This window comes from Paenibacillus whitsoniae (assembly GCF_003955665.1).
Lineage (GTDB): Bacteria > Bacillota > Bacilli > Paenibacillales > NBRC-103111 > Paenibacillus_E > Paenibacillus_E whitsoniae.
Genome location: NZ_RXHU01000083.1, coordinates 14,121 through 33,633, shown reverse-complemented (window position 1 = coordinate 33,633; position 19,513 = coordinate 14,121). Strand labels below are relative to the sequence as shown.

Genomic DNA, 19,513 nt, shown 5'->3' with positions numbered 1-19,513 from the left:
CTTTCACATGGAGAAAAGATTTTCGCGCGAGTCCAGATGTTTTAAAACATCGCGTGTTTTCCCGACGGATGTGAACAATCACAATACGCTGTTCGGCGGCAAATTGATGTCGTACATCGATGACATTGCTTCGATCGCAGCACATAAGCATTGTCGGCGCTCGGTCGTGACGGCATCCACGGATTCCGTTGACTTTCTCTATCCTATTCATACAACGGATTCCGTCAGTTTGGAGTCGTTCGTGACGTGGACAGGCAAGAGCTCGATGGAAGTGTTCGTGAAGGTCATGACGGAAGACTTGAAAACAGGGGCGAGGAAAATCGCCGCGACATCTTTCCTGACGTTTGTTGCACTGGATGAGAACAAGAAGCCTGTCGAGGTGCCGGAAGTAACGCCGGAGACGGAAGAAGAGATCAAGCTGCATGAATCTGCGCCGGCCCGTGCGGAGATGCGCCGCATTCGCCGGGTGGAAAGTAAGAAGCTAGCGAGTCATTTTACGATGAAGTATCCGTGGGAATAAATCATCTCTGCCTATGAAAAACCGTCAAGGGTCCAACCCCTTGACGGTTTTCGATTTTTCATTGTCGGCTCTGACCTGCCTGCGCTGTGAGCCGATCTATCCAAGCTCTATATCGCCGAAATCGCTGCTGCGATGAAAATCCGGCACGGGCGAGCTAACCCGATTCCAACTCCCATAGTGCGGAATGGGCGTCGTATCGCCGCATTTATAGAAGTTGCCTCGAAACTTGCGGCCGGTCTTTGCCCTAAAATCTGGGAATATCGTCTGCAGCCAGTCGAACGGGATAGAGAATGACAGCTGCCAGTAAGGTGAGGCAGCAATCGGATCGAAGCATCCGGTTGTCGCATGGATGTCGAAGAGGCTCGGCGTCGTATTGGGCAGCGCCGTCCGGTCATGTCGGTCGCGTCCTATTTTCAACATCAAAGTACCCGCTGCATTCAGCTCGAAGTTCAAATAGCGAGGATCGGATTCAGGCAGCGGCTGGAAGAAAAATTCCACACAGCTGTCTTTGCAGACCGGATCGTTCATCGCATGATACTGAATCTTAGGGTCATTTTCGTAAACCGTATACTGAAGATACAGACGCTCAGACGTGTAGTAAAGCTTGACGTTCACCTCTGGTGTGCAGCCATTATCCAGCCAAAGGTAATGAGAGATCGTTAATGCCTGGATGCGATCCCAGGGAGCGGGACGATCCGGCTTCGAACGGACAACCCAATAATGCGAACGTGACATAGCGGTTCCTCCTTAGCATTTCATAAGCAAACGATTATGACTTCTGAGCACCATACTTTTTGCGGTACTCTCCCGGTGTCATGCCGGAGTAGCGTTTGAACATGCGAATGAATGAATTGACGTTCTGATAGCCGATCCTGATGGAGATTTCCTGAACTTTCAGCTCCAAGTTGTGCAGCAGTTCTTTCGCACGCTGGATGCGCAGGCCGTTTAAATAATCGCTGAAGTTCAGACCCGTTTTTTCTTTAAAATAGGTGGACATGTAGCCGGGTGTAATATTCAACTTATCGGCCATAATTTCGAGCGTGATGTCCTGATCCAGATGCTGATCCACATATTCCAAAATAAATTGGGTCATGGGATCATGATCCGATTGCTTACGGTTCACTTGCTCCATAGCAGGGGACAATTGCTGCTTGAACCATTGTAGGTACTGGTCGACACTGTAGAAGGTATTCAGCCTCTCCAACACGGGCAAAGGCAGTGCGCTCTGTTCCCGGTGCAGATTCAGCTTCATCAACGATTTGTTGAGGAGATTGGCGATTTCTTTGGCGAACCGTTTGAACTCCTCTACAGACGCTTCGCGTTTATAGAGGGCATGCAGTTGACGGCTGACCCAGTCCAACACCGCCTGTTCGCTGCCGGACATAAACCGGGTATGGAACTCTTCCTCCTCCAGCACGGTTAAGTGGACAGGGCCTTTGGTTGAGCGGTACGTACGGATGAATTGCGTCTCATCATCCAGCTTCCGCTGAATTAGCATAGAGGACGCGTATTCGTAGGCTGCAATCAAATGGCCGGAATTCGGATAAACCGGACTGACGGCTACTGTCAGGAAAAACAGATCCCGATCCACGTCAAGCACCTGAAGCAATTGCTCCAGAACTTCTTCCACCTCAACTGCATCGTCAGGACAGAAAAAGAGGGAGAGCACTGTATCCTTATCCATCTGGAACGTAATCGTTTCGTTATAAGCTTGGGACAGGAAGATGTTGATATATTCCCGGATAAAGTAAACCGCTTTATCGAGCTCGGAATCCAACTCGGCGAATTTCGCTTTCATCGTCAATTGGTACAGCACCAGTATGAAAGGGGTGTCGGCAACGACCAGCTCCCGCAGCTCGGCTAAGCTCATGTGGATATTTCGCAGCTTGTTTGTATAGGCGTAATAGCGCAGCAGGTCTTTCTTTTTGTCCAAATCCTCTGTCATCTGGTCGTTCGTACGGAGAATGCTGCTCATTTTCTCGCTGATCATATCGAATTCGCGCACATGGCTGCTCGCCGGCATGACCGATTGGCGCTGCTGCACCGCCTCGATAATTTTTTTGATTGGCCGATCCAAACGCATTGTCAGTCCGATCGACGTCATAATGCTCAGTGCGATGACGACAAGGAGCAGGGAAACGAACAGAATATTCAGCTGCATTAACTGATTGGAGATGCTTTTTATTGGAACGACGCTTACATAGGTCAAGCCGGTCTGCATGCCTTTTTGATAAAAATAGTACTGGTTGTTTTCGGTAAACCGCCCGCTTTCCCCCTTGAAGTCATGCTCAGGATGCGCGTTTACGTTGGCGGTTGAAGTGAAAATTAGGCTGCCCGTTTCATTAAAAATGTAGAAGTCCGTTTCCTCGGAGTAATGATAAGCATTGAACATTTTGTTTGAATTAAGCATGACGATGAAATACACATCTTTATACGGCATCAGTTTAATGACAGCCGGAAGCAAATACCCCTTGTCTTTCCGAATATTCGCCGACACTTCCGTAAATTCAGATGCCGGGAGCAGCCGGAACGTATACGATTCGTCGAACTGTTGCAGCCAAAACTCCGGTGAATAATCGCTGCTGGCATAATATTTGGCAAACATTTCTCCAGCCTTGCTCGTCCCTTCCTTCTCTAGCACATAAGCATCGTTCTTGAAATACAGCATGATATTCTCAAAAGAAAGAAACGGGTTGGCGATCAGCACCTTAATCACGGACATAACGCTGTTCATGCGGTCATACCCGTTGGCCGCTTTGACATTTCGCAGCAGATTTAAATTTGCGATCAGCATCTCGTCCTGATTCAAAGAGATAATCGACTCCCTGGCCAGCCTAAAATGGTTCTCATACTGTTCCACCGCATGCTTCAGATTGGACTCGTTGTACTTGACGATCTCTTGGTGGATTTTCGATTTCAAGAAAAGAAACGATGCGAAATTGAAAATGGCCAGCACAGCGATGACAACGAGAAAACTGATCATTAACTTGGCGAACAAGGAATTGGTTCTCCAACTGAGTCGCTTCCATCCCCGCATTCATTAGACTCCCCATTCTCTGATGTCAACTTCTTATTACTATACTACGGCAGCGCAGGATAACGGAACAATATTCAATTCTTCTAATTCATACACACTTTACTTGATAAACCATTAAACTGCACGTTTTCTGAGAAAAGTGGAGATTTATTTTTCGGATGCGGGCTGCTTATAATGACGCTTAGAAAGCCCGGTGGCAGAGGCGCCGTCAACGGGCAGAAGCAATACAAACTTGCGAATAGGAGGCAGATGGATGGCCCTGACGGACACACGTACGAGATTAAGGAAGACCTGGCATTATAACAAATATTTATGGCTGCTGGTTTTTCCTTGTTTGCTTTATTTTCTCATTTTCCGATACATCCCGATGTTTGGCCTGGTGATCACGTTCAAAAATTTTAATCTCTTTAAAGGCATCTGGGCCAGCGAATGGGTAGGATTTAAATATTATCTCATGTTTTTTCAAAATCCGGATTTCTTTCTCCTGATGCGCAACACATTTTTACTGGGCTTTTACAAGCTGCTGTTTGGTTTTCCTGCTCCGATCATTCTCGCTATTCTGTTGAATGAACTGAAGCATATCGCACTAAAAAGGTTCGTCCAGACGGTCAGTTACTTGCCGCACTTCATTTCAAATGTTATTGTGGCAAGCATGGTAATTATGTTCCTGTCCCCGTCCGGCGGGATGATCAATCAGTTATTGCAAAAGCTGGGCATTGGGCCGATCAATTTCATGATGGAGCCGGGCTGGTTCCGCTCCATCTACGTCGCATCGGACATTTGGCAGCAAATCGGTTGGGAATCGATCATTTATTTGGCGGCATTGACGGCCGTTGACCCGCAGCTTTATGAAGCGGCCAGCATTGACGGCGCGGGACGCTGGGGTAAGCTCTGGAACGTCACGCTGCCAGGCATTGCGCCGACGATCGTCATTATCTTTATTTTGAATGTCGGCAAAGTGCTGGAAATCGGGTTCGAAAAAGTGTTCCTCATGTACAATGCGGCTGTCTATGACACGGCGGATATAATTAGTACCTATGTGTACAGGGTCGGATTGGAGCAAGGGAATTTCAGCTATGGAGCGTCAATCGATTTATTCATGGGCATCATTAGCTTGATTTTCATCTGCTCGGCCAATTATATCTCCAGAAAAGTAGGAGAAAACAGTCTATGGTAAGGGAGGGACTGCCGGGATGAAACCGAAAATCAGCCTGTTCGGCATCATGAATTTGGTGATTATGCTGCTTGTCATCGTCGTAACGCTTTACCCATTCATCTATATGCTTGCGGTTTCCTTGAGCAAAGATATCTATGTGATGAAAGGCGAAATCAGCATTTGGCCAAAAGGAATTAATCTGAAAATGTATGAACTGGTGTTTCAAGATCCGAAAATTTGGATTGCCTATAAAAACACACTGATTTACGTTTGCCTGGGGACGTTTATTTCTGTCATGGTCACGGCGATGGGAGGCTATGCGCTTTCCCGCAAAGATATGAAATTTCATCGCTCGCTGACAATGCTCATCGTATTCACGATGTTTTTCAGCGGCGGGATGATTCCAACCTTTCTCGTCGTTCGCTCCCTTGGCTTGATCGATACCGTCTGGGGTATGGTGCTTCCGGGAGCGGTGAGCACATGGAATTTGATTATAATGCGAACCTTCTTCAGCGGTATGCCGAAGGAGGTTGAAGAATCCGGGCGCATGGACGGACTGACCGATATCGGCATTTTCTTTCGCCTCGTGCTGCCGCTGTCCCAAGCGGTTATCGCGACTGTCTCTCTGTTTTACGCGGTAGGGCTATGGAACAACTTCCTGTTGCCGCTGCTATATTTAAGGGATCCGAATCTGTTTCCGCTCCAGGTACTGCTTCGCAATTTGGTCCTGGCCGGGAACGTCGCTTCCGGAGATGTAACCCGAATTGGAGGTGATAATTTGATCGTGGAGGATTCGCTGAAATTTGCGACAATCATGGTCTCTACGCTGCCGATCTTATTGGTGTATCCGTTCATTCAGAAATATTTCGTTAAAGGAGTCATGATTGGTGCAGTGAAGGGCTGATGGAATGCAAAGCTGCAAGGGGTAAGCAAAAACGATAAAAAGAGAGGGCAACAATATGAAAAAAAATGCACTGATGCTTGTCGTTTTAATTCTCGTATTATCCATGTTGGCGGGCTGCACTGGCAGCCAATCCGCTGAGAAAACGAGCAGTACGCCGAACGTTACACCGTCGGGTAATACGAACACTGCGGCACCTGCGCTAACCAAGAAAACATTGAAAGCGCTGCTGGACAGCAACCCCACCTTTCCATACAACAAAGACTGGCCGATCTGGAAATGGATCGAAGAGAAGACTGGCGTGACGCTCGATGTGCAGACGCCGTCCGGTAAACTGGCGGATACGCTCAATCTCGTCGTCGCCTCGAACAATATGCCGGATTTGCTGTACATTCCGACTCACGCGACGTCGAACAAGTTCGGCCAACAGGGCGCGCTTGTCAACATTCTCGATCATTTGAACGAGATGCCGAACCTTGCGGCTTGGTTGAAAAAGTATCCCGACGACAGAAAGGCAGTCCTTTCCACAGACGGGAAAATGTACATGTTCCCGAACCAAGGCTTCGGTGAAACAAACCGGATGATTTGGATGTACCGGGAGGATATTTTCCGCAAGAATGGCCTGACGCCTCCGAAAACCTACGACGAGCTCTACACAGTGCTGAAAAAGCTGAAAGTACTGTACCCGGACAGCTACCCGCTCTCCATGCGATTCGGTCAAATTCCGGACGAAATGTTTGCCAATTTGTCGACCAACTTCAACACCGGTGAAAACGTCTATTACAATTTCGATAAAAAAGATTGGGGCTTCGGGCCGACGGAAGATGCGTATAAAGCAATGCTTGGCGCGTGGAACAAGTTCTATAAGGAAGGGCTCATCCCGCCCGATTTCTTGACCACACAAACGAAGCAGTGGCAGGACATGATCTCGAACAGCAATTCATTCATCACCATCGACTATATTAGCCGCATCGACTTTTTCAACAATGCCATGCGAAAAGAAAACCCCGATTACAACATGCAATTCATGGCGCCTCCGGCAGGAATGGCGGGCGGTAAGCAGTTGAATCCGTTTTTCCATTACCTGGAGGGCGGTCTGACTGTAGCGTCCACGTCCAAAAACGTGAAGGATATTATGAAGTTTATGGATTTCTTCTATTCCGAAGAGGGCAAGACGCTGGCGAGCTGGGGCAAAGAAGGCGAGACGTACAGCGTAGAGAACGGCCAGAAGAAATTCAAACCTGAATTTACGGATGTAACGGAAATGCGCAAGAAAACGGGCTTGCAAACGAGCGGAGCTTACACTTGGATCGATTTTGGGGCACACCTCTCTTTGTTCTCGAAAGATTTGCGCAGTGCTTATCAAGAAGCGGTGAAATATGATCTGCCGGCAATGCAGCCGAAACCGGCTTTTACGGAATCGGAGAACGAGGTGCTGGCTGTGACCGGTCAAGCTGTGAAGAAAAGCCGCGACGAGAATTTCGCCAAGTTTGTTACAGGTACACGAAACCTGAATGAGTGGGATAAATATGTCAAGGAAATCGAAGGACTTGGCGTGCAGAAGTTGGTCGATACGTATAAAGCAGCCTACAAACGAGTCGAATCCATCGATTTGAAAAAGTGAAGGGGAACGAAATGATTCAAACGATACCGCAAGTGAAGCAAATTCGTTATCTCGAAGGAGCCGTCTTTCAACTCGATGATCGCGCGACGATCCTCCTGCGTATGGAGGAACCGGAGCCCAGAATCGTCGCTGCGATAAGCCGTCTGTTTCCCGGACTATCCGTCGTTTGCGAGGAGCCTAATGGCATATCGGGCTATCTGTTCAGCATCGATGGCCGGCTGGAGACCGAGGCGTTGAAAAAGCTTCATCCGGAGCAGCAGCGTGAGGGATATCTGATGGAATTGGAGGGATCCTCCGTGACAATCGCGGCTGCGCAAGCGGCCGGATTGTTCTACGGCCTGCAAACGCTGCGGCAAATCATCGACAATCATGATCCTATCCCGGCTGTAGAAATTGTCGATTGGCCCGATACAAGCATGCGCTGCATGAATTTTGATTTGCGGCAGACGTTCTCCAAGCCGGAGATGCTGTTGGCCTATATAGTCGAGTTCGCCAAGTTCAAAGTCAACGGGCTGCTGATTGAGTACGAAGACAAGCTTCCGTATGAGCGATACAAGCAGGTGTGCCATCCTGAGTTTGCCTTTAGCCGTGAGCAGTTGGAAATGATCAAGGAAACAGCGAAAAACAACTTTATCGACATCATTCCGCTGCAGCAATCGTTTGGACATCTGGACTATGTGCTGCGCCACGATGAATTCAAATGGTTGCGGGAAAAAGAATCGTCAACGGGCGAGCTGTGCCCATCCCGGCCGGAGTCGTTTGAGCTCGTCACCGGCTTGCTGGACGAGATGATCGCCATGCACCCGGATTCTAGATACATTCATCTCGGATGCGACGAAGTGTACAGCCTTTGCGAGTGCGAGACGTGCAACCGGACGTACGCAGGAGCGCGGGAACGTACGTTCATTGCTTTCGTCAACCGGGTAATCGATTATGCGGCAGGCAAAGGTAAAATTCCGATTATTTGGCACGATATGCTGAAGAAATGCGCCGAGTCCGATCTCCAGTTGCTGGACAAACGGGCTGCGGTTATGATCTGGATCTATAACGGCAGAAACATCGATGCGGACGTATCCCGCCTGACCGCCACGTTCAGAAACGCCGGCTTCGAAGTCATGGGCGCTCCCGCGGTTCGATGCTTCGACGATCAAGAGCATCAAAATTATCCTGTCGTCGCCAGCCGGATCGACAACGTGCTGCAATGGTCCCGAACGTCGGGTAAGCTCGGCATCGACTGTGTCGTCGCAACGAACTGGTCCACTTCGTTCAGCTTCGGCTTGCCTTACGGCATTTTTGAAACAACCTGGTACGTGATGGCGCTGTTCGCCGATGTCCACTGGAACAGGGAGGCGGAGACGAGCCGATTTATCGACAAGTTCCTGAAGCTGTTTCACGGTGTCGATCCGACAACGGCCAATAGCAAGCTGGGCAATTATTTGAATGAAGATTATTATTTGATTATCGGCTCCCTTCTCGATGACGTCAAAGCGCACAAGGACGTAGCAGAGCTGATCGCCGTTATGAACGCTTTCGAGCACTCGTCTGACAGGATGCGGACGATTCATAAATATTTGTACAGGTGGGAGCTGTTCCCCGGCGATGAAGCGGAATGGCGATCCCTGCTCAGCTATTACCGGAGAAACACAGCGGGAAGAACCAAAGTCCGACCGCAAATGAGCGCCATTTTGCGGCATTTTCAGCCGGAAGCAATGGCGGACCATTTCGTACTGTCGCGGTTTTACTTGCATGATTATTTGGAGGAGCACATTTATCGCAAGATGGGGCTGACCCTGGAGGAAAATTTTACTTGATTTATTATGCGCTTATGGTACAATTTGGGTAATTGAAAACGGACATGCGGAAGCACCGCTGATTGTGAAGATAAGATCTTCGCATTCAGCGGTGTTTTTTGTTGTTCCGGAAAAAGGAGGCGAACATGGGGAAAATTACTTTGTTTTTTGTAGATGACGATGCGGTGTATGCGCAAAGGTTAGCAGCATATTTGCGTACGTCAGAATTCGCCGGCCGGATCCAGTTGAAGCTGTACTCCGATTTGAGCTTGCTGCTTCGTGAACTGGACAAAGAGACCTACACGGAGGGGATCTTGTTGTTCTCCGAGTCGTTTTACCCTGAATTGGCGCATCGGACCTTGCGGCTCTCCAAGGTAGTATTGAGCCAGGCAATCGCCAATTCCAGTAGGGCGGATGAGAAACTGCCTTTTCTATTTCGATATCAGTCGCTGGAGCAGTTATTTTCTCATTTGCTCGCACTGTATGCAGTTAAGCAAGAGAGCGACGGCTTCTTTCTCGGGCGAAAAACGCAGGTGATTTCCGTCTATGCCAGCACCGGAGGCAGCGGTAAGTCGATTTCGGCCGTACATTTGGCGAAGCAGCTTGCTTTTCGGGGGAAGCGCGTTTTTTATCTGAGCCTTGAGAATGTGAGTCCGGCATCCCGCTGGTTGAGCGGAGAGACCGGACAGTTATCCAGGTTGATGTATTACTTGAAGCAAGCTCCGAAGTCACTAGGGCCAAAGCTCCAATTGCTAAAATCGCATGATGCCAGGTTTCGAATCGATTATTTGACGCCTGATGAACAAGCGGGAGAAATGCAGCAAATGCAGCCCGAGCATGTGCAGAAGCTGGTGGAAGCGATTCGTGAACTGGACGCATACGATGCGCTCATTCTGGATCTGGCGTCCTCCCTGCATCCAAGGATAGTTGCAGCGCTTGAGCTGAGTCACGAAGTGATCTGGCTGGTGCAGGATGAATGGAACGATCGGTTCAAAACACAAGCGTTGTCTCGTGAGGTGAAGCTTCCAGGCAATGTCCGCTATGTTATGAGCAAGCATCGGGGTAGTCCGGTTCAAGAAGTGGAGGCATATTTGCCATATATCCCGGAATGGCGCGCATTGGTGTCGCCTGAGCAGTTATGGACATCTGACATTTACGAGCAGCAGATTGACGGCCTTGTGGCAAGGCTAGATGGGAGGGCGGATAGGCCGCTCAGGGCCGGAAAGGAGGCGATGCCCTGATGCAAGCAGGGAATGCCGCTGTTGTACAGCTTAAGCAGCACATCAAAGATCGTTTGGATTTCTCGATGACCATGAGCGACGAGCAGCTGCGGGAGTGCATTGAACAGCATGTTTTTGAAGCTGCTGCTGCGGAAGGCTGGACATCGAACGAAATCGGAGCGGTCGTGAAGCGTATATTTGACAGCTTCCGCGGTCTCGATATTTTGCAGCCGTTGATTGACGATCCGACGGTTACGGAGATCATGGTAAACGGGCATCAAGACATATTTTTCGAGCGGCAGGGGCGGGTGGAGCGTTATCCCTACACGTTGGAAAGCGCGGAGAAATTGGAAGATTTGATTCAAATGATCGTGGCCAAAGTCAACCGCATTGTTAATCAGGCTTCCCCTGTCGTTGATGCGAGATTGGAAGACGGTTCGCGTGTTAACATTGTGCTGCCTCCTGTATCGCTTGCTGGGGCCACACTAACGATCCGAAAGTTCCCGGAGAAGCCGATGGAGATGGCAGATTTGATTCGTTTCGGCAGTTTAACGGAACAAGCGGCGGAGCTTTTGCAAATTTTGGTGGAAGCGGGCTTTAATCTGTTTATCGGCGGCGGCACGGGCTCGGGCAAAACGACGTTTTTGAATGCGCTGAGTGCGTTCATTCCTCCGCATGAGCGAATTATTACAATCGAGGATTCTGCTGAGCTGCAAATTTGCACGATTCCTAATCTGGTCCGGTTGGAGACGCGCAACGCCAACACAGAAGGGCGAGGGGAGATTACGATGCGCGAGCTAATCCGTTCTTCGCTGCGCATGCGTCCGAACCGTATTATCGTCGGAGAGGTCAGAGGCGCGGAGGCGCTGGATATGCTGTCGGCGATGAACACAGGGCATGATGGAAGTCTTAGCACTGGCCATGGCAACTCCTCGAAGGACATGCTGAGCCGCCTGGAGACGATGGTGCTTAGCGCTGCGCCGCTGCCGATTGAGGTCATTCGCAAGCAGATTGCGTCTGCGCTGGATATTCTCGTTCACATCTCCCGCATGCGGGACCGTACGCGCAAAATAACGGAGATTCATCAGGTGATCGGCATGAAGGATGGAGAGGTCGAGCTGCAGCCGCTGTTTCGATTCGTCGAAAGCGGCGAGTCGGAGGAGGGCAATCTGCTTGGCGAGCTGGTCTATACGGGAGAAAAACTGTGGAACGAAGCCAAGCTGCGCATGGCCGGCAAAACGCTGCCTCCGTGGTTTGAAACGCATAGCAAAGAAGGTGAGGCGGTTTGAGTCCCATTTATCGGAACTATAATGAGTACGACCTCTCCAGGCAGGAAAAAGTGACAGCGGTGCTAATGCTGGCGGTTCCGGCTTTTGCAGTGGGGTATGTGTTTTATAAAAGCGTGCTGCTCGCCGCCATGCTCTCGCTAAGCGGCCTGTTGTTCCCGCGCTACAGGCGAAAGCAGCTCATTACCCGTCAGCAGCAGAAGCTGTACATACAATTTAAGCAAGCACTGAGCTGTTTGTCATCTTCGTTAACGGTTGGGAAATCCGTGGAATCGGCCTTTCGCGATGCGTGGGAGGATTTGAAACTGCTGTATCCCGATCACGGCTGCTTTATCGTTCAAGAGTTTGGCCTCATCTGCCGCAAGGTTGAAACGGGCGAGCCGATCGAACAAGCGCTTCTGCATTTTGCTCAGCGGAGTTATGTCGACGATATTCGTAACTTTACGGATGTGTTTCTAACCTGCAAGCGAACCGGCGGCAACTTGATTGAGGTCATGAAGCGCACAGCGACGATCATCGGCGAGAAGCTCGAGATTCAGCAGGAAATTGCCGTGATGGTTGCGCAAAAGAAATTTGAAGCGAGGGTGCTTCTTTTTGCCCCGATCGTTATTGTGGCGGTGCTGGCGTTTTCCTCGCCGGATTATATGGTTCCGTTGTATCGGGGCGGAGGGTTGCTTATTATGACGGGAGCTTTAGTTATTTTAGGGCTGTGTTACGCAGCCACACAAAAAATTATGAATATTCAGGTGTAACCATGTGGATGCAATGGTTGGGTATGATGCCGCTGGCCGGAATCGGCCTGGTGTGGGGAATCGGGCGCGGGTCAAGTACTCGCCAGCCTTTGCCCAAGGAGGAAGCGGACAAGTTCCGGTTGACGTGGCTGTTTCCTTTCAGTTTGTTTCTCATCGATAAGCTGCACCTAATGGAGAAACTACCGGAATTAACGGCCAAAATTCACCATAAATGGCTGGTGTTGCACGGCAGGAACTTTGCGGCGCGAGGGGCCAAGTTGTTTCTGGCCGAGGCAATTGCAGCGGGTGCATTAAGTCTCACGGTGTTTGCCCTTCTGTCCACACTTGCCGGAGGGGAGAGCAGCTTGCTCGTGCTCGGAGTGCTTGGGGCGGCTGTGACTCCGCTCCTGATGATACGCGAGCTGGATACGAGAATACGCCGCAAGCAGCAGGAGATGATCATCGAGCTGCCGGAGTTTCTCAGCACGATGATTCTGCTCGTGAACGCCGGCGAGACGGTGAACCGTGCCTGGATTCGCGCTGTCAGAGCAAAACCGCATAAGGTGCAGTCGCCCTTGTACAAAGAACTGCTGATTGCCGTGCACGAATTGGAAATGAACGCTTCCTTCGGCAAAGTGCTGGAGGCGTTCAGCAAGCGTTGTGCTTTGCATGAAATCTCCCTCTTTACTTCGACACTGCTGCTGAATCACAAACGCGGCGGCAGCGAATTTGTGAACGCGCTACAGGTGCTCTCTCTTGAGCTGTGGCAGCGGCGCAAAACGGTTTCGCGGACGCTGGGGGAAGAAGCCTCGTCGAAGCTTGTGTTTCCGATGGTAGTTATTTTTATCGACGTGATGATCGTTGTGGGGAGTCCTGCACTGCTCATCATGAATCAATAATCAGGTAAAGGAAGGTGCGACATGGGAACATCTAAAGAAGCAATGAGGCGTTTTTGGAAAGAGGAGGACGGGCTTGGCACACTCGAAATTTTGTTGATTGTCGCGGTATTGGTTGCAGTCGCGATTATCTTCAGAAAGTGGATCGTATCTTGGTTTCAGAAACTGATCGGGGACGCCAACACGGATTTGAAAGACAACAGTGCCGTCGCTCCGTGCGCGCCAAGCCCAACGACAAGCTGTGCGCCGTAAAATCCGGTCAATTCATCTGCGCAGCGAGCGAGGGAGTTACACGATAGAGGCCTCGCTTGTTTTTCCGCTCATTCTCGTGTGCACAATCACGCTTCTGTTTGCGGGCATGTACACCTATCAGCGCGTATTTGTTGCGGAGCGGGCGGGAACGGCTGCAGAGCGGCTTGCGGCGACGTGGGACAACAGTCGTAAAAACATTGCGTCTGGCGGCTACACGCCGGGCGAATCGGACGGCTTGTACTGGCGGCTATCCAGCGACCATGTGCTCGATTTATTCGGTATGCTGTTCCAGCAAGGGCAGACGACAATCACCCTGGCTTCTGCGCAGCCGGCAAATCTGGTTGAGCGCAAGTTGGTGAGAGCCGCTCAGCTGCTCCCGCGCGGCGTAGAAGGAACGGCAAGCTACCGCAATCTGCTGGTGGATCGCCAGATCGAAGTGGATCTTGAGAAATCGTTTATGGCGCCGCCGATGTTTCAGAAATGGTTGAATAGGGATCGCACCAGTGGCAAGGCCGTTACGCATGTTGTGGATGCAGTGGAGTTAATTCGGTTGACGGATATCACCCGCACCTATTTCTCTGCCATCAAGGGGCGCATTTCGCCGGCCAAAGCGAAGGAGGCGCTGGTGGAGCCTCTGCACCAGGATTTGTCGGGCCCAAGCATCTCGATTCAGTCCGAACGGCAGGCTTCCACATATTTGAGATCGCTCGTCGGCGGCTCAGAGGTCGTGCTGACGACACCGTCCGGCAAAAGCAGAACGATTGACGCCCTGGACGGTCGCGGGATTGCGCACCAAGCCTTTTACAGCATGACCGAAAGCCAACTGCGCTCGGAGCAGCTTCCTAAGGATGTGGAGCTGTTGGAGCAGGGGACGACTGTCAAGGGGGTAGTTTGGCACTTTTTCAAAAAGGATGCCAGCGGTAAAGGCATGCCCTCCGACGCTTTTCGCAAAGAACTTGAACGGAAAGGGATCGTGGTCGTTATCCACAATTAGAAAGGGGAGAACCTTTGAGGCGTTTTCTTTATTCCACTCACGGGTCGGTATCGGTGTATCTCATCTTGATTATCGTTCCAATTTTCATTTTTCAAGCCGTGCTGATTGATTTCGCGAGAATACAAACGGCGGGCCAAGAGTCGCAAATGGCGGTTGATGCAGCAGCCAGGTCCGTGCTGTCGGCTTTCGATCCGAAGCTACATCAGTACGGTCTATATGCCGTCGCACAGCCTCAACCGGAATCCCAGGCGATTTTTGAGGAGATGTTTACGAATAATTTATCTGGTGCCGTTACCGCATCGAGACTTCATTGGGCAGATACGAAGCCTGTAGATGGCACGCTGAGGTTGACGCCGGTGTATGCGCTGTCCAGCCATGTCGTTTTCAAGCAGCAAGTGTTGGAAGACATGAAAATCAAGGCGCCGATCGAGTTCACGCTTGAAATCGCAGATAAATTTACGAAGCAAGGCATGACGGAACCGTTCCGGTTCGGTTCGGGTTTCACTCAACAAGCGGCAGAGATCGAGAAGAGAATCGAAGCGCGAGAGCAGAAGTTAGACGAAGCTTGGGACACATCGGAAAAGCTATACAAAAAGCTTGTCGGGTATCACTCTGATTATACAAAAAGAATCGCCGAGCTTGATGCGCTGGCAGCGCGCATTGGCCTGCATACCGCCGATGAAGTGCGAAGTGAAATTGCGAATGTCAGATCGCAGCTGGAATCGCTCTATGCAGCTATGCGCGACATTGATGCATCGATCGCTTCACTTGCTCGTGCAGGTGAAGCTGCCGCTGCCGGCATTCAGTCACTCGCAGCTTCCAAACAAGCGCTCGCGAATCAGGTAAGCCAGCTTTCGCAAAAAGTGAACGAGCTGGAGCAACTGCTTCAAGATATTGTGACGTATGCGGCACTGCTGGCGGCAACGAAGCTCGAAGCAAGCAACCAGGTCAAAATCGTTCAGCAATTCCAGCAAGAAGTCGAGGGGCTGCTCAGGGAAGCCAAGACGATTAACGAAGACATACGATCCAAAGTAGGCGCTGCCGGACAAGCTCCGGCAAATCCAGCCAATGACGTTTTTTCTCATGTTGCAGTCCTGGGGGAGTCGTATTTTTACGAATATCAGACGGGGATTGCCGGGATGACGGCGCTGTTTGCCGCGTTCGAAGCTAAATTGGCAAATGCTTATTTGTTTACTAGGGATAAGACAGCGGAAGCGAGTCAGGCGAATGATGCTTATGACAACGCAGCAACGAGCTTCTATGTGAAGCAGCAGCCCATGGAGCAAGCCAGAATTGGCGCGAACGAGGCGGCCCAAAGTCAGAAGAAGGATCAGCGCAGCAAGATTCAAAACGTGCTTGATGAAGCCAAGCAGGCGGTCGGCGGCTGCTCTATTACGGGGGCAGCAGATGGAGATGACCGCCTTTACGACAGGTTGCAGGGCGAAGGGCAGGAGGTAGGCTTTTTTCAGAAATACATGACGGTAAATCGTCAAACGGCTTCGATCGGCAGTGAAATACCGGTGGAGACGGAGAAAGCCGAACCATTCGCCCTGCACGCCATGAGCCTGCTCGAAGCATTCAATCAAGCGGCGGCTGTCGTTCGTGACGAGCTTTACTTGAACGAATATGGGCTGACCAAGTTTAATTATAGAACTTACGGGCTGGAGAAGGATCGTACCGGTGAGGTAAAAAGAGCGAATGCGCTGACGGATCCTTCCGCGCACGCCTTGGCAGCTCAGGAGGCTGAGTATTTGCTCTACGGCTTCTCTTCCTGCACGGCCAATATCGCGTCGGCGTATGGCGAAATGTTCGCATTCCGGACGGCGGTGCGGACGCTGGAAGCGCTAATGGATCCGAATAAGGAACTGCTGAATATCGGTTCGCCGATGCTTGTTCTGTTAGCGGCGGCAGCCGAAGGCGCGGTGAAAGCGTATCAGGACATGAGCCAACTCGTGAAAGGAGAACCGGTAGAATTGTCAGCCAAGCTGGGCGGTAAAGTGCTGACGCTGACGTATAAAGATTATCTGCGTATTTTCATGATGCTGCACAGCAACAACAGCAAGCTGCTTGCCAGAATGCAGTCGCTGATCGAGCTGAACAGCGGAGTTGATTTGACGCAGACGACGACCTATCTGCAAGCGAATGCCGTCAGCGAGCTCCGGCTGTGGTTCATTCCGCAGGTTATGAAGCTGCTGGATGGCTCAGGTCTTTTAACCTGCAAAGTTCAAGGATCTAGCTGCCAATTTCACACGTCAACGGTCGTTTCTTATTGAACTCGACCTCATAGCGCCGAAAGGGGGAGCGGGTTGCTTACAAAGTTAATGAAAGAGCGCTCCGGCGGAATTGTGCTGGAAGCGGCGCTGATTTTACCGTTTTTTCTTGCGTTTGTCATGGGGCTGGTCGTCTGTGTGCAATTGGCGTTGCTGGAAATGGCGCTGAATGCCGGCGTCTCTGAAGCGACAAAAACGATTGCAGGACAAGTATATCCGGTCAGGCTGCTCGCTCAGGAGGCGGCCGAGAAATGGAATCAAAGCAGCGCTGCGTCGGCCATTCAAAGCGCCATTGACAAAGTGGAGGCGGCGAGAAACGGAGTGACTTCTGCGGAGTCGCTTGCAGACGATTATGCAGCCTATATTCCGGATGCGGTGCTGGAGCTTGTGCGTTGGGAGAAGGAGAAAAGGGAGACTGGTGAAGCTGCGCTTCAAGGAGAATGGGACGATTTCGTGGATGAACAAGTGAAATCGCGGATGCTGGCGGCGTTTACACCGATTGTTTATGGGTTTTGTAGCGAGGCTTTGGTTGATAAAGCAAACTTTCGTGTGACGGATGTGCAGCTCCCGAGTTTGACGCAAGCTGGGAATGCCAACTTCGTCATTGAAGCGCAGCTTGCGTACCGACTGCCAATTCCTTTTATGAGCCGGACCGTCGTTTTACGCAAGAAAGCGATGGAACGCACATGGATCGGGGCATCGGGCTAGAAAATAGCGGGGGAGGGAATAGGGTGGTTCATATCATGCTTTTTTTGATTATTGGAATTGCGTTTGTGCTGGATGCCAGTAAAGCGATCATTCCGAATGTCTTGACAATGATGGGGACCCTCATGGGCGTTGGTTATCACGGAGCGACAGAGGGATGGAGCGGCATCGGGTACGCCGTGACCGGCAGCTTGACAGGGTTTATGGCGATGCTGCTGCTCTATCTCATTGGCGCTTTGGGCGCAGGGGATGTGAAGCTGTTTGCGGCGATCGGAGCGATGATGGGGACGGGATTTGTCCTGCAAACGGGGGTGTATGCGATTTGTTGTGCGGGTGTCATCGGCGCTATTGTCCTCATCGTCCGCAGAAAAGTACGGGCGACAAGCGCTCGGCTGACCGGATGGCTGTTCACCTTTATTGCGCTTAGACGCATAGAGGGGCTATTCGAATTGCAAGAGCAGCCGAATCTGAAATTTCCTTTTATGTACGCCGTTGTTCCCGGTGTGGCAATGGCTTGGTATTATTCGTTCGTATAGATGAGGTGACGAAGGATGCTGCAATCCGTTTATGGATTACAGGTGCAATTTAGCGGCCAGTATGGCCATAGTATGGAGCTGTATAAGGAGGAAGGTCTGAAATGGTCCGATCTGGACACTTTGCAGGTCAAGATGCTTGAAGCGAGTCCAGCACCGTTTCTGCTGCCTTGCCGCATTCAGGAAGTGGATCATTGCATCCGCCTTTACTACGAGCTGACTTCAAAACGCATGCTGGCCTCATGGGTCCAAGTGGAGGAGTTGTCTTTGCAGCAAGTGAGCAAGCTGATGGCCTCGATATGTACAGCCTTGCTGGAGAGCGCTAACTATATGTTGGATGAAGCGAAATTTGTGCTGAATGAACACTTCATGTTCGTGGGAAAAGAATGGTCAGACGTCTATTTGACGTACGTGCCGATAGCGGAATCAGAAATAAATGGTGATACTTCGGCGCAAGGAAGTGACACGGCCATGGACTTTTTTCGGCGGCTTGCGCAGTATGTGGACGCGCATGACCGGGCTGCATTTGAGATTTGGATAGAAAAACATGGCACTGAGACGAGTTTAAAGACGCTGCGCGATGCATTAAGTGAGCTTAACGGCAAACCTGGCGAAGCTACTCTCCGGGGTGGAGACGGATCTGTTGCCGCTGCTCCCGACCAGGCAGGGGGAGGCGCGCAGTCCAGCATGGAGGAAAGATCAGCATTCATGAATCGTGATGTGTCAATGGGTTCTGTCTCGGATTTGTACGCTAGCACCCTGCCCGGACCTGTTCGACAGTCCAAACATCCGAGAGAGCTCTTATTGCCGAACGTGGCAACCGGTGACGCCAAATGGCAGCTTCTATTTACGCCGCTGAGCAGCCGAGCTCGTTGGTTGTGGACTGGCGCGCTGCTGATCGTCTGTGCATACGTGTGGAGCCAATTCTTGGATCAGCGAGGCACGAGTCAGCTTCAATTTGCGGCAGGCTGCACCATTCTGTCCGCCGTCCTGGCGCTCATCGTACATGTTCGCGGTTTCCCGAAGCTGGCTAAAGAGACGCCTGCAGAGCGCCAGGTGCCGTCGCCGCATGGAGCAGCAACAGGATATCAAGATGGAAGCGAAGCTTCTCTTTCTCGAGCTCCAATGAATGTAGAGGATTATTACCGCGATCTTCCGCTTCATACGACCATGCTTGGGCAAGGCGGGAGTATGCAAGCGACGGTCTTTCTTGGCGGGATGAGCAGGCAAACGAAAGGACCGCGATTGGATTACGTTTTGGACGGCAAGTCGTTGTCCGTAGAGGTGAGTTCTTTCCCTTTTATGATCGGACGCGGGGAGGCCAAATCTGCGGTAGGTCTGATACTGGACGCATCAGGCATTTCACGGCTTCACGCAGAAATCGTCCGGAACGAGGAGGGGCAAGTGGCGATTAAAGATACGGGCTCAACAAACGGGACGCAGATGAACGGAAAGCCGTTGGTCGCTTATCAGCCGTATCCACTGCAGGAGGGGGATGTAATTCGTCTCGTTTCAGTCGAGCTAACATTTCGGGTTTCGTCATAAAGAACATTTCCTCTTATGCGCCGGGGGTGATATAATAAGGAGTCGCATGCAAT

General features: G+C 51.0%; 17 protein-coding genes. 15 read left to right on the top strand and 2 right to left on the bottom strand.

Features of this window, described 5'->3' with window-relative positions; translation table 11 throughout:
- Positions 1-7: 7 nt before the first annotated feature.
- Positions 8-520 carry an acyl-CoA thioesterase gene (locus EJQ19_RS25435; RefSeq protein WP_126144051.1) on the top strand — a complete coding sequence of 171 codons (513 nt, stop codon included), beginning with the start codon at positions 8-10 and terminating at the stop codon, positions 518-520.
- A gap of 96 nt (positions 521-616) precedes the next feature.
- Here the strand turns inward: EJQ19_RS25435 and EJQ19_RS25430 are convergent, their stop codons facing one another.
- A complete protein-coding gene (locus EJQ19_RS25430) occupies positions 617-1,255 on the bottom strand; it encodes a carbohydrate-binding family 9-like protein (RefSeq protein WP_126144050.1) in 639 nt (212 codons plus the stop codon).
- A 34-nt stretch (positions 1,256-1,289) separates the two neighbouring features.
- Positions 1,290-3,557: a helix-turn-helix domain-containing protein gene (locus tag EJQ19_RS25425; protein WP_126144049.1), complete on the bottom strand. Its 2,268-nt coding sequence runs from the start codon at positions 3,555-3,557 to the stop codon at positions 1,290-1,292.
- Between the two features lie 253 nt (positions 3,558-3,810).
- Here EJQ19_RS25425 and EJQ19_RS25420 point away from each other — a divergent pair, with 253 nt between their 5' ends.
- The 14 genes from EJQ19_RS25420 to EJQ19_RS25355 all read left to right on the top strand — a co-directional run bounded on the left by EJQ19_RS25420 (position 3,811) and on the right by EJQ19_RS25355 (position 19,460).
- The gene (locus EJQ19_RS25420; protein WP_126144048.1) at positions 3,811-4,734 is read left to right on the top strand and encodes an ABC transporter permease; all 924 of its coding nucleotides are present in this window, start codon (positions 3,811-3,813) and stop codon (positions 4,732-4,734) included.
- Between the two features lie 16 nt (positions 4,735-4,750).
- The gene (locus tag EJQ19_RS25415) at positions 4,751-5,617 is read left to right on the top strand and encodes a carbohydrate ABC transporter permease (protein WP_126144047.1); all 867 of its coding nucleotides are present in this window, start codon (positions 4,751-4,753) and stop codon (positions 5,615-5,617) included.
- A 55-nt stretch (positions 5,618-5,672) separates the two neighbouring features.
- Positions 5,673-7,238 (top strand): extracellular solute-binding protein, encoded by a 1,566-nt coding sequence (locus tag EJQ19_RS25410; protein ID WP_126144046.1) that lies wholly within the window; start codon positions 5,673-5,675, stop codon positions 7,236-7,238.
- Between the two features lie 11 nt (positions 7,239-7,249).
- A complete protein-coding gene (locus EJQ19_RS25405) occupies positions 7,250-9,049 on the top strand; it encodes a DUF4838 domain-containing protein (protein ID WP_126144045.1) in 1,800 nt (599 codons plus the stop codon).
- Between the two features lie 125 nt (positions 9,050-9,174).
- Positions 9,175-10,269 (top strand): AAA family ATPase, encoded by a 1,095-nt coding sequence (locus EJQ19_RS25400; protein WP_126144044.1) that lies wholly within the window; start codon positions 9,175-9,177, stop codon positions 10,267-10,269.
- Entirely contained in the window at positions 10,269-11,537 is a 1,269-nt protein-coding gene (locus EJQ19_RS25395) for a TadA family conjugal transfer-associated ATPase (protein WP_126144043.1), read from the top strand. The genes EJQ19_RS25400 and EJQ19_RS25395 overlap by 1 nt, the downstream gene beginning before the upstream one ends.
- A complete protein-coding gene (locus EJQ19_RS25390; protein WP_241243085.1) occupies positions 11,534-12,286 on the top strand; it encodes a type II secretion system F family protein in 753 nt (250 codons plus the stop codon). Before EJQ19_RS25395 ends, EJQ19_RS25390 begins: the two co-directional genes overlap by 4 nt.
- Positions 12,287-12,294: 8 nt before the next feature.
- Complete coding sequence (locus tag EJQ19_RS25385; RefSeq protein ID WP_126144042.1) at positions 12,295-13,164, top strand: type II secretion protein F; 870 nt, start codon at positions 12,295-12,297, stop codon at positions 13,162-13,164.
- A gap of 21 nt (positions 13,165-13,185) precedes the next feature.
- Complete coding sequence (locus EJQ19_RS25380; protein ID WP_126144041.1) at positions 13,186-13,413, top strand: Flp1 family type IVb pilin; 228 nt, start codon at positions 13,186-13,188, stop codon at positions 13,411-13,413.
- On the top strand, positions 13,403-14,407 hold the full coding sequence (locus tag EJQ19_RS25375; RefSeq protein ID WP_126144040.1) for a TadE/TadG family type IV pilus assembly protein: 1,005 nt from the start codon (positions 13,403-13,405) through the stop codon (positions 14,405-14,407). The genes EJQ19_RS25380 and EJQ19_RS25375 overlap by 11 nt, the downstream gene beginning before the upstream one ends.
- Positions 14,408-14,421: 14 nt before the next feature.
- Positions 14,422-16,680, top strand: a complete 2,259-nt coding sequence (locus EJQ19_RS25370) for a hypothetical protein (protein WP_126144039.1) — start codon at positions 14,422-14,424, stop codon at positions 16,678-16,680.
- A gap of 33 nt (positions 16,681-16,713) precedes the next feature.
- Positions 16,714-17,385 (top strand): TadE/TadG family type IV pilus assembly protein, encoded by a 672-nt coding sequence (locus EJQ19_RS25365; RefSeq protein WP_126144038.1) that lies wholly within the window; start codon positions 16,714-16,716, stop codon positions 17,383-17,385.
- Positions 17,386-17,420: 35 nt separating this feature from the next.
- Entirely contained in the window at positions 17,421-17,918 is a 498-nt protein-coding gene (locus tag EJQ19_RS25360; protein WP_164716718.1) for an A24 family peptidase, read from the top strand.
- A 15-nt stretch (positions 17,919-17,933) separates the two neighbouring features.
- A complete protein-coding gene (locus EJQ19_RS25355; protein ID WP_126144036.1) occupies positions 17,934-19,460 on the top strand; it encodes a DUF6382 domain-containing protein in 1,527 nt (508 codons plus the stop codon).
- The last annotated feature ends 53 nt before the right edge of the window (positions 19,461-19,513 follow it).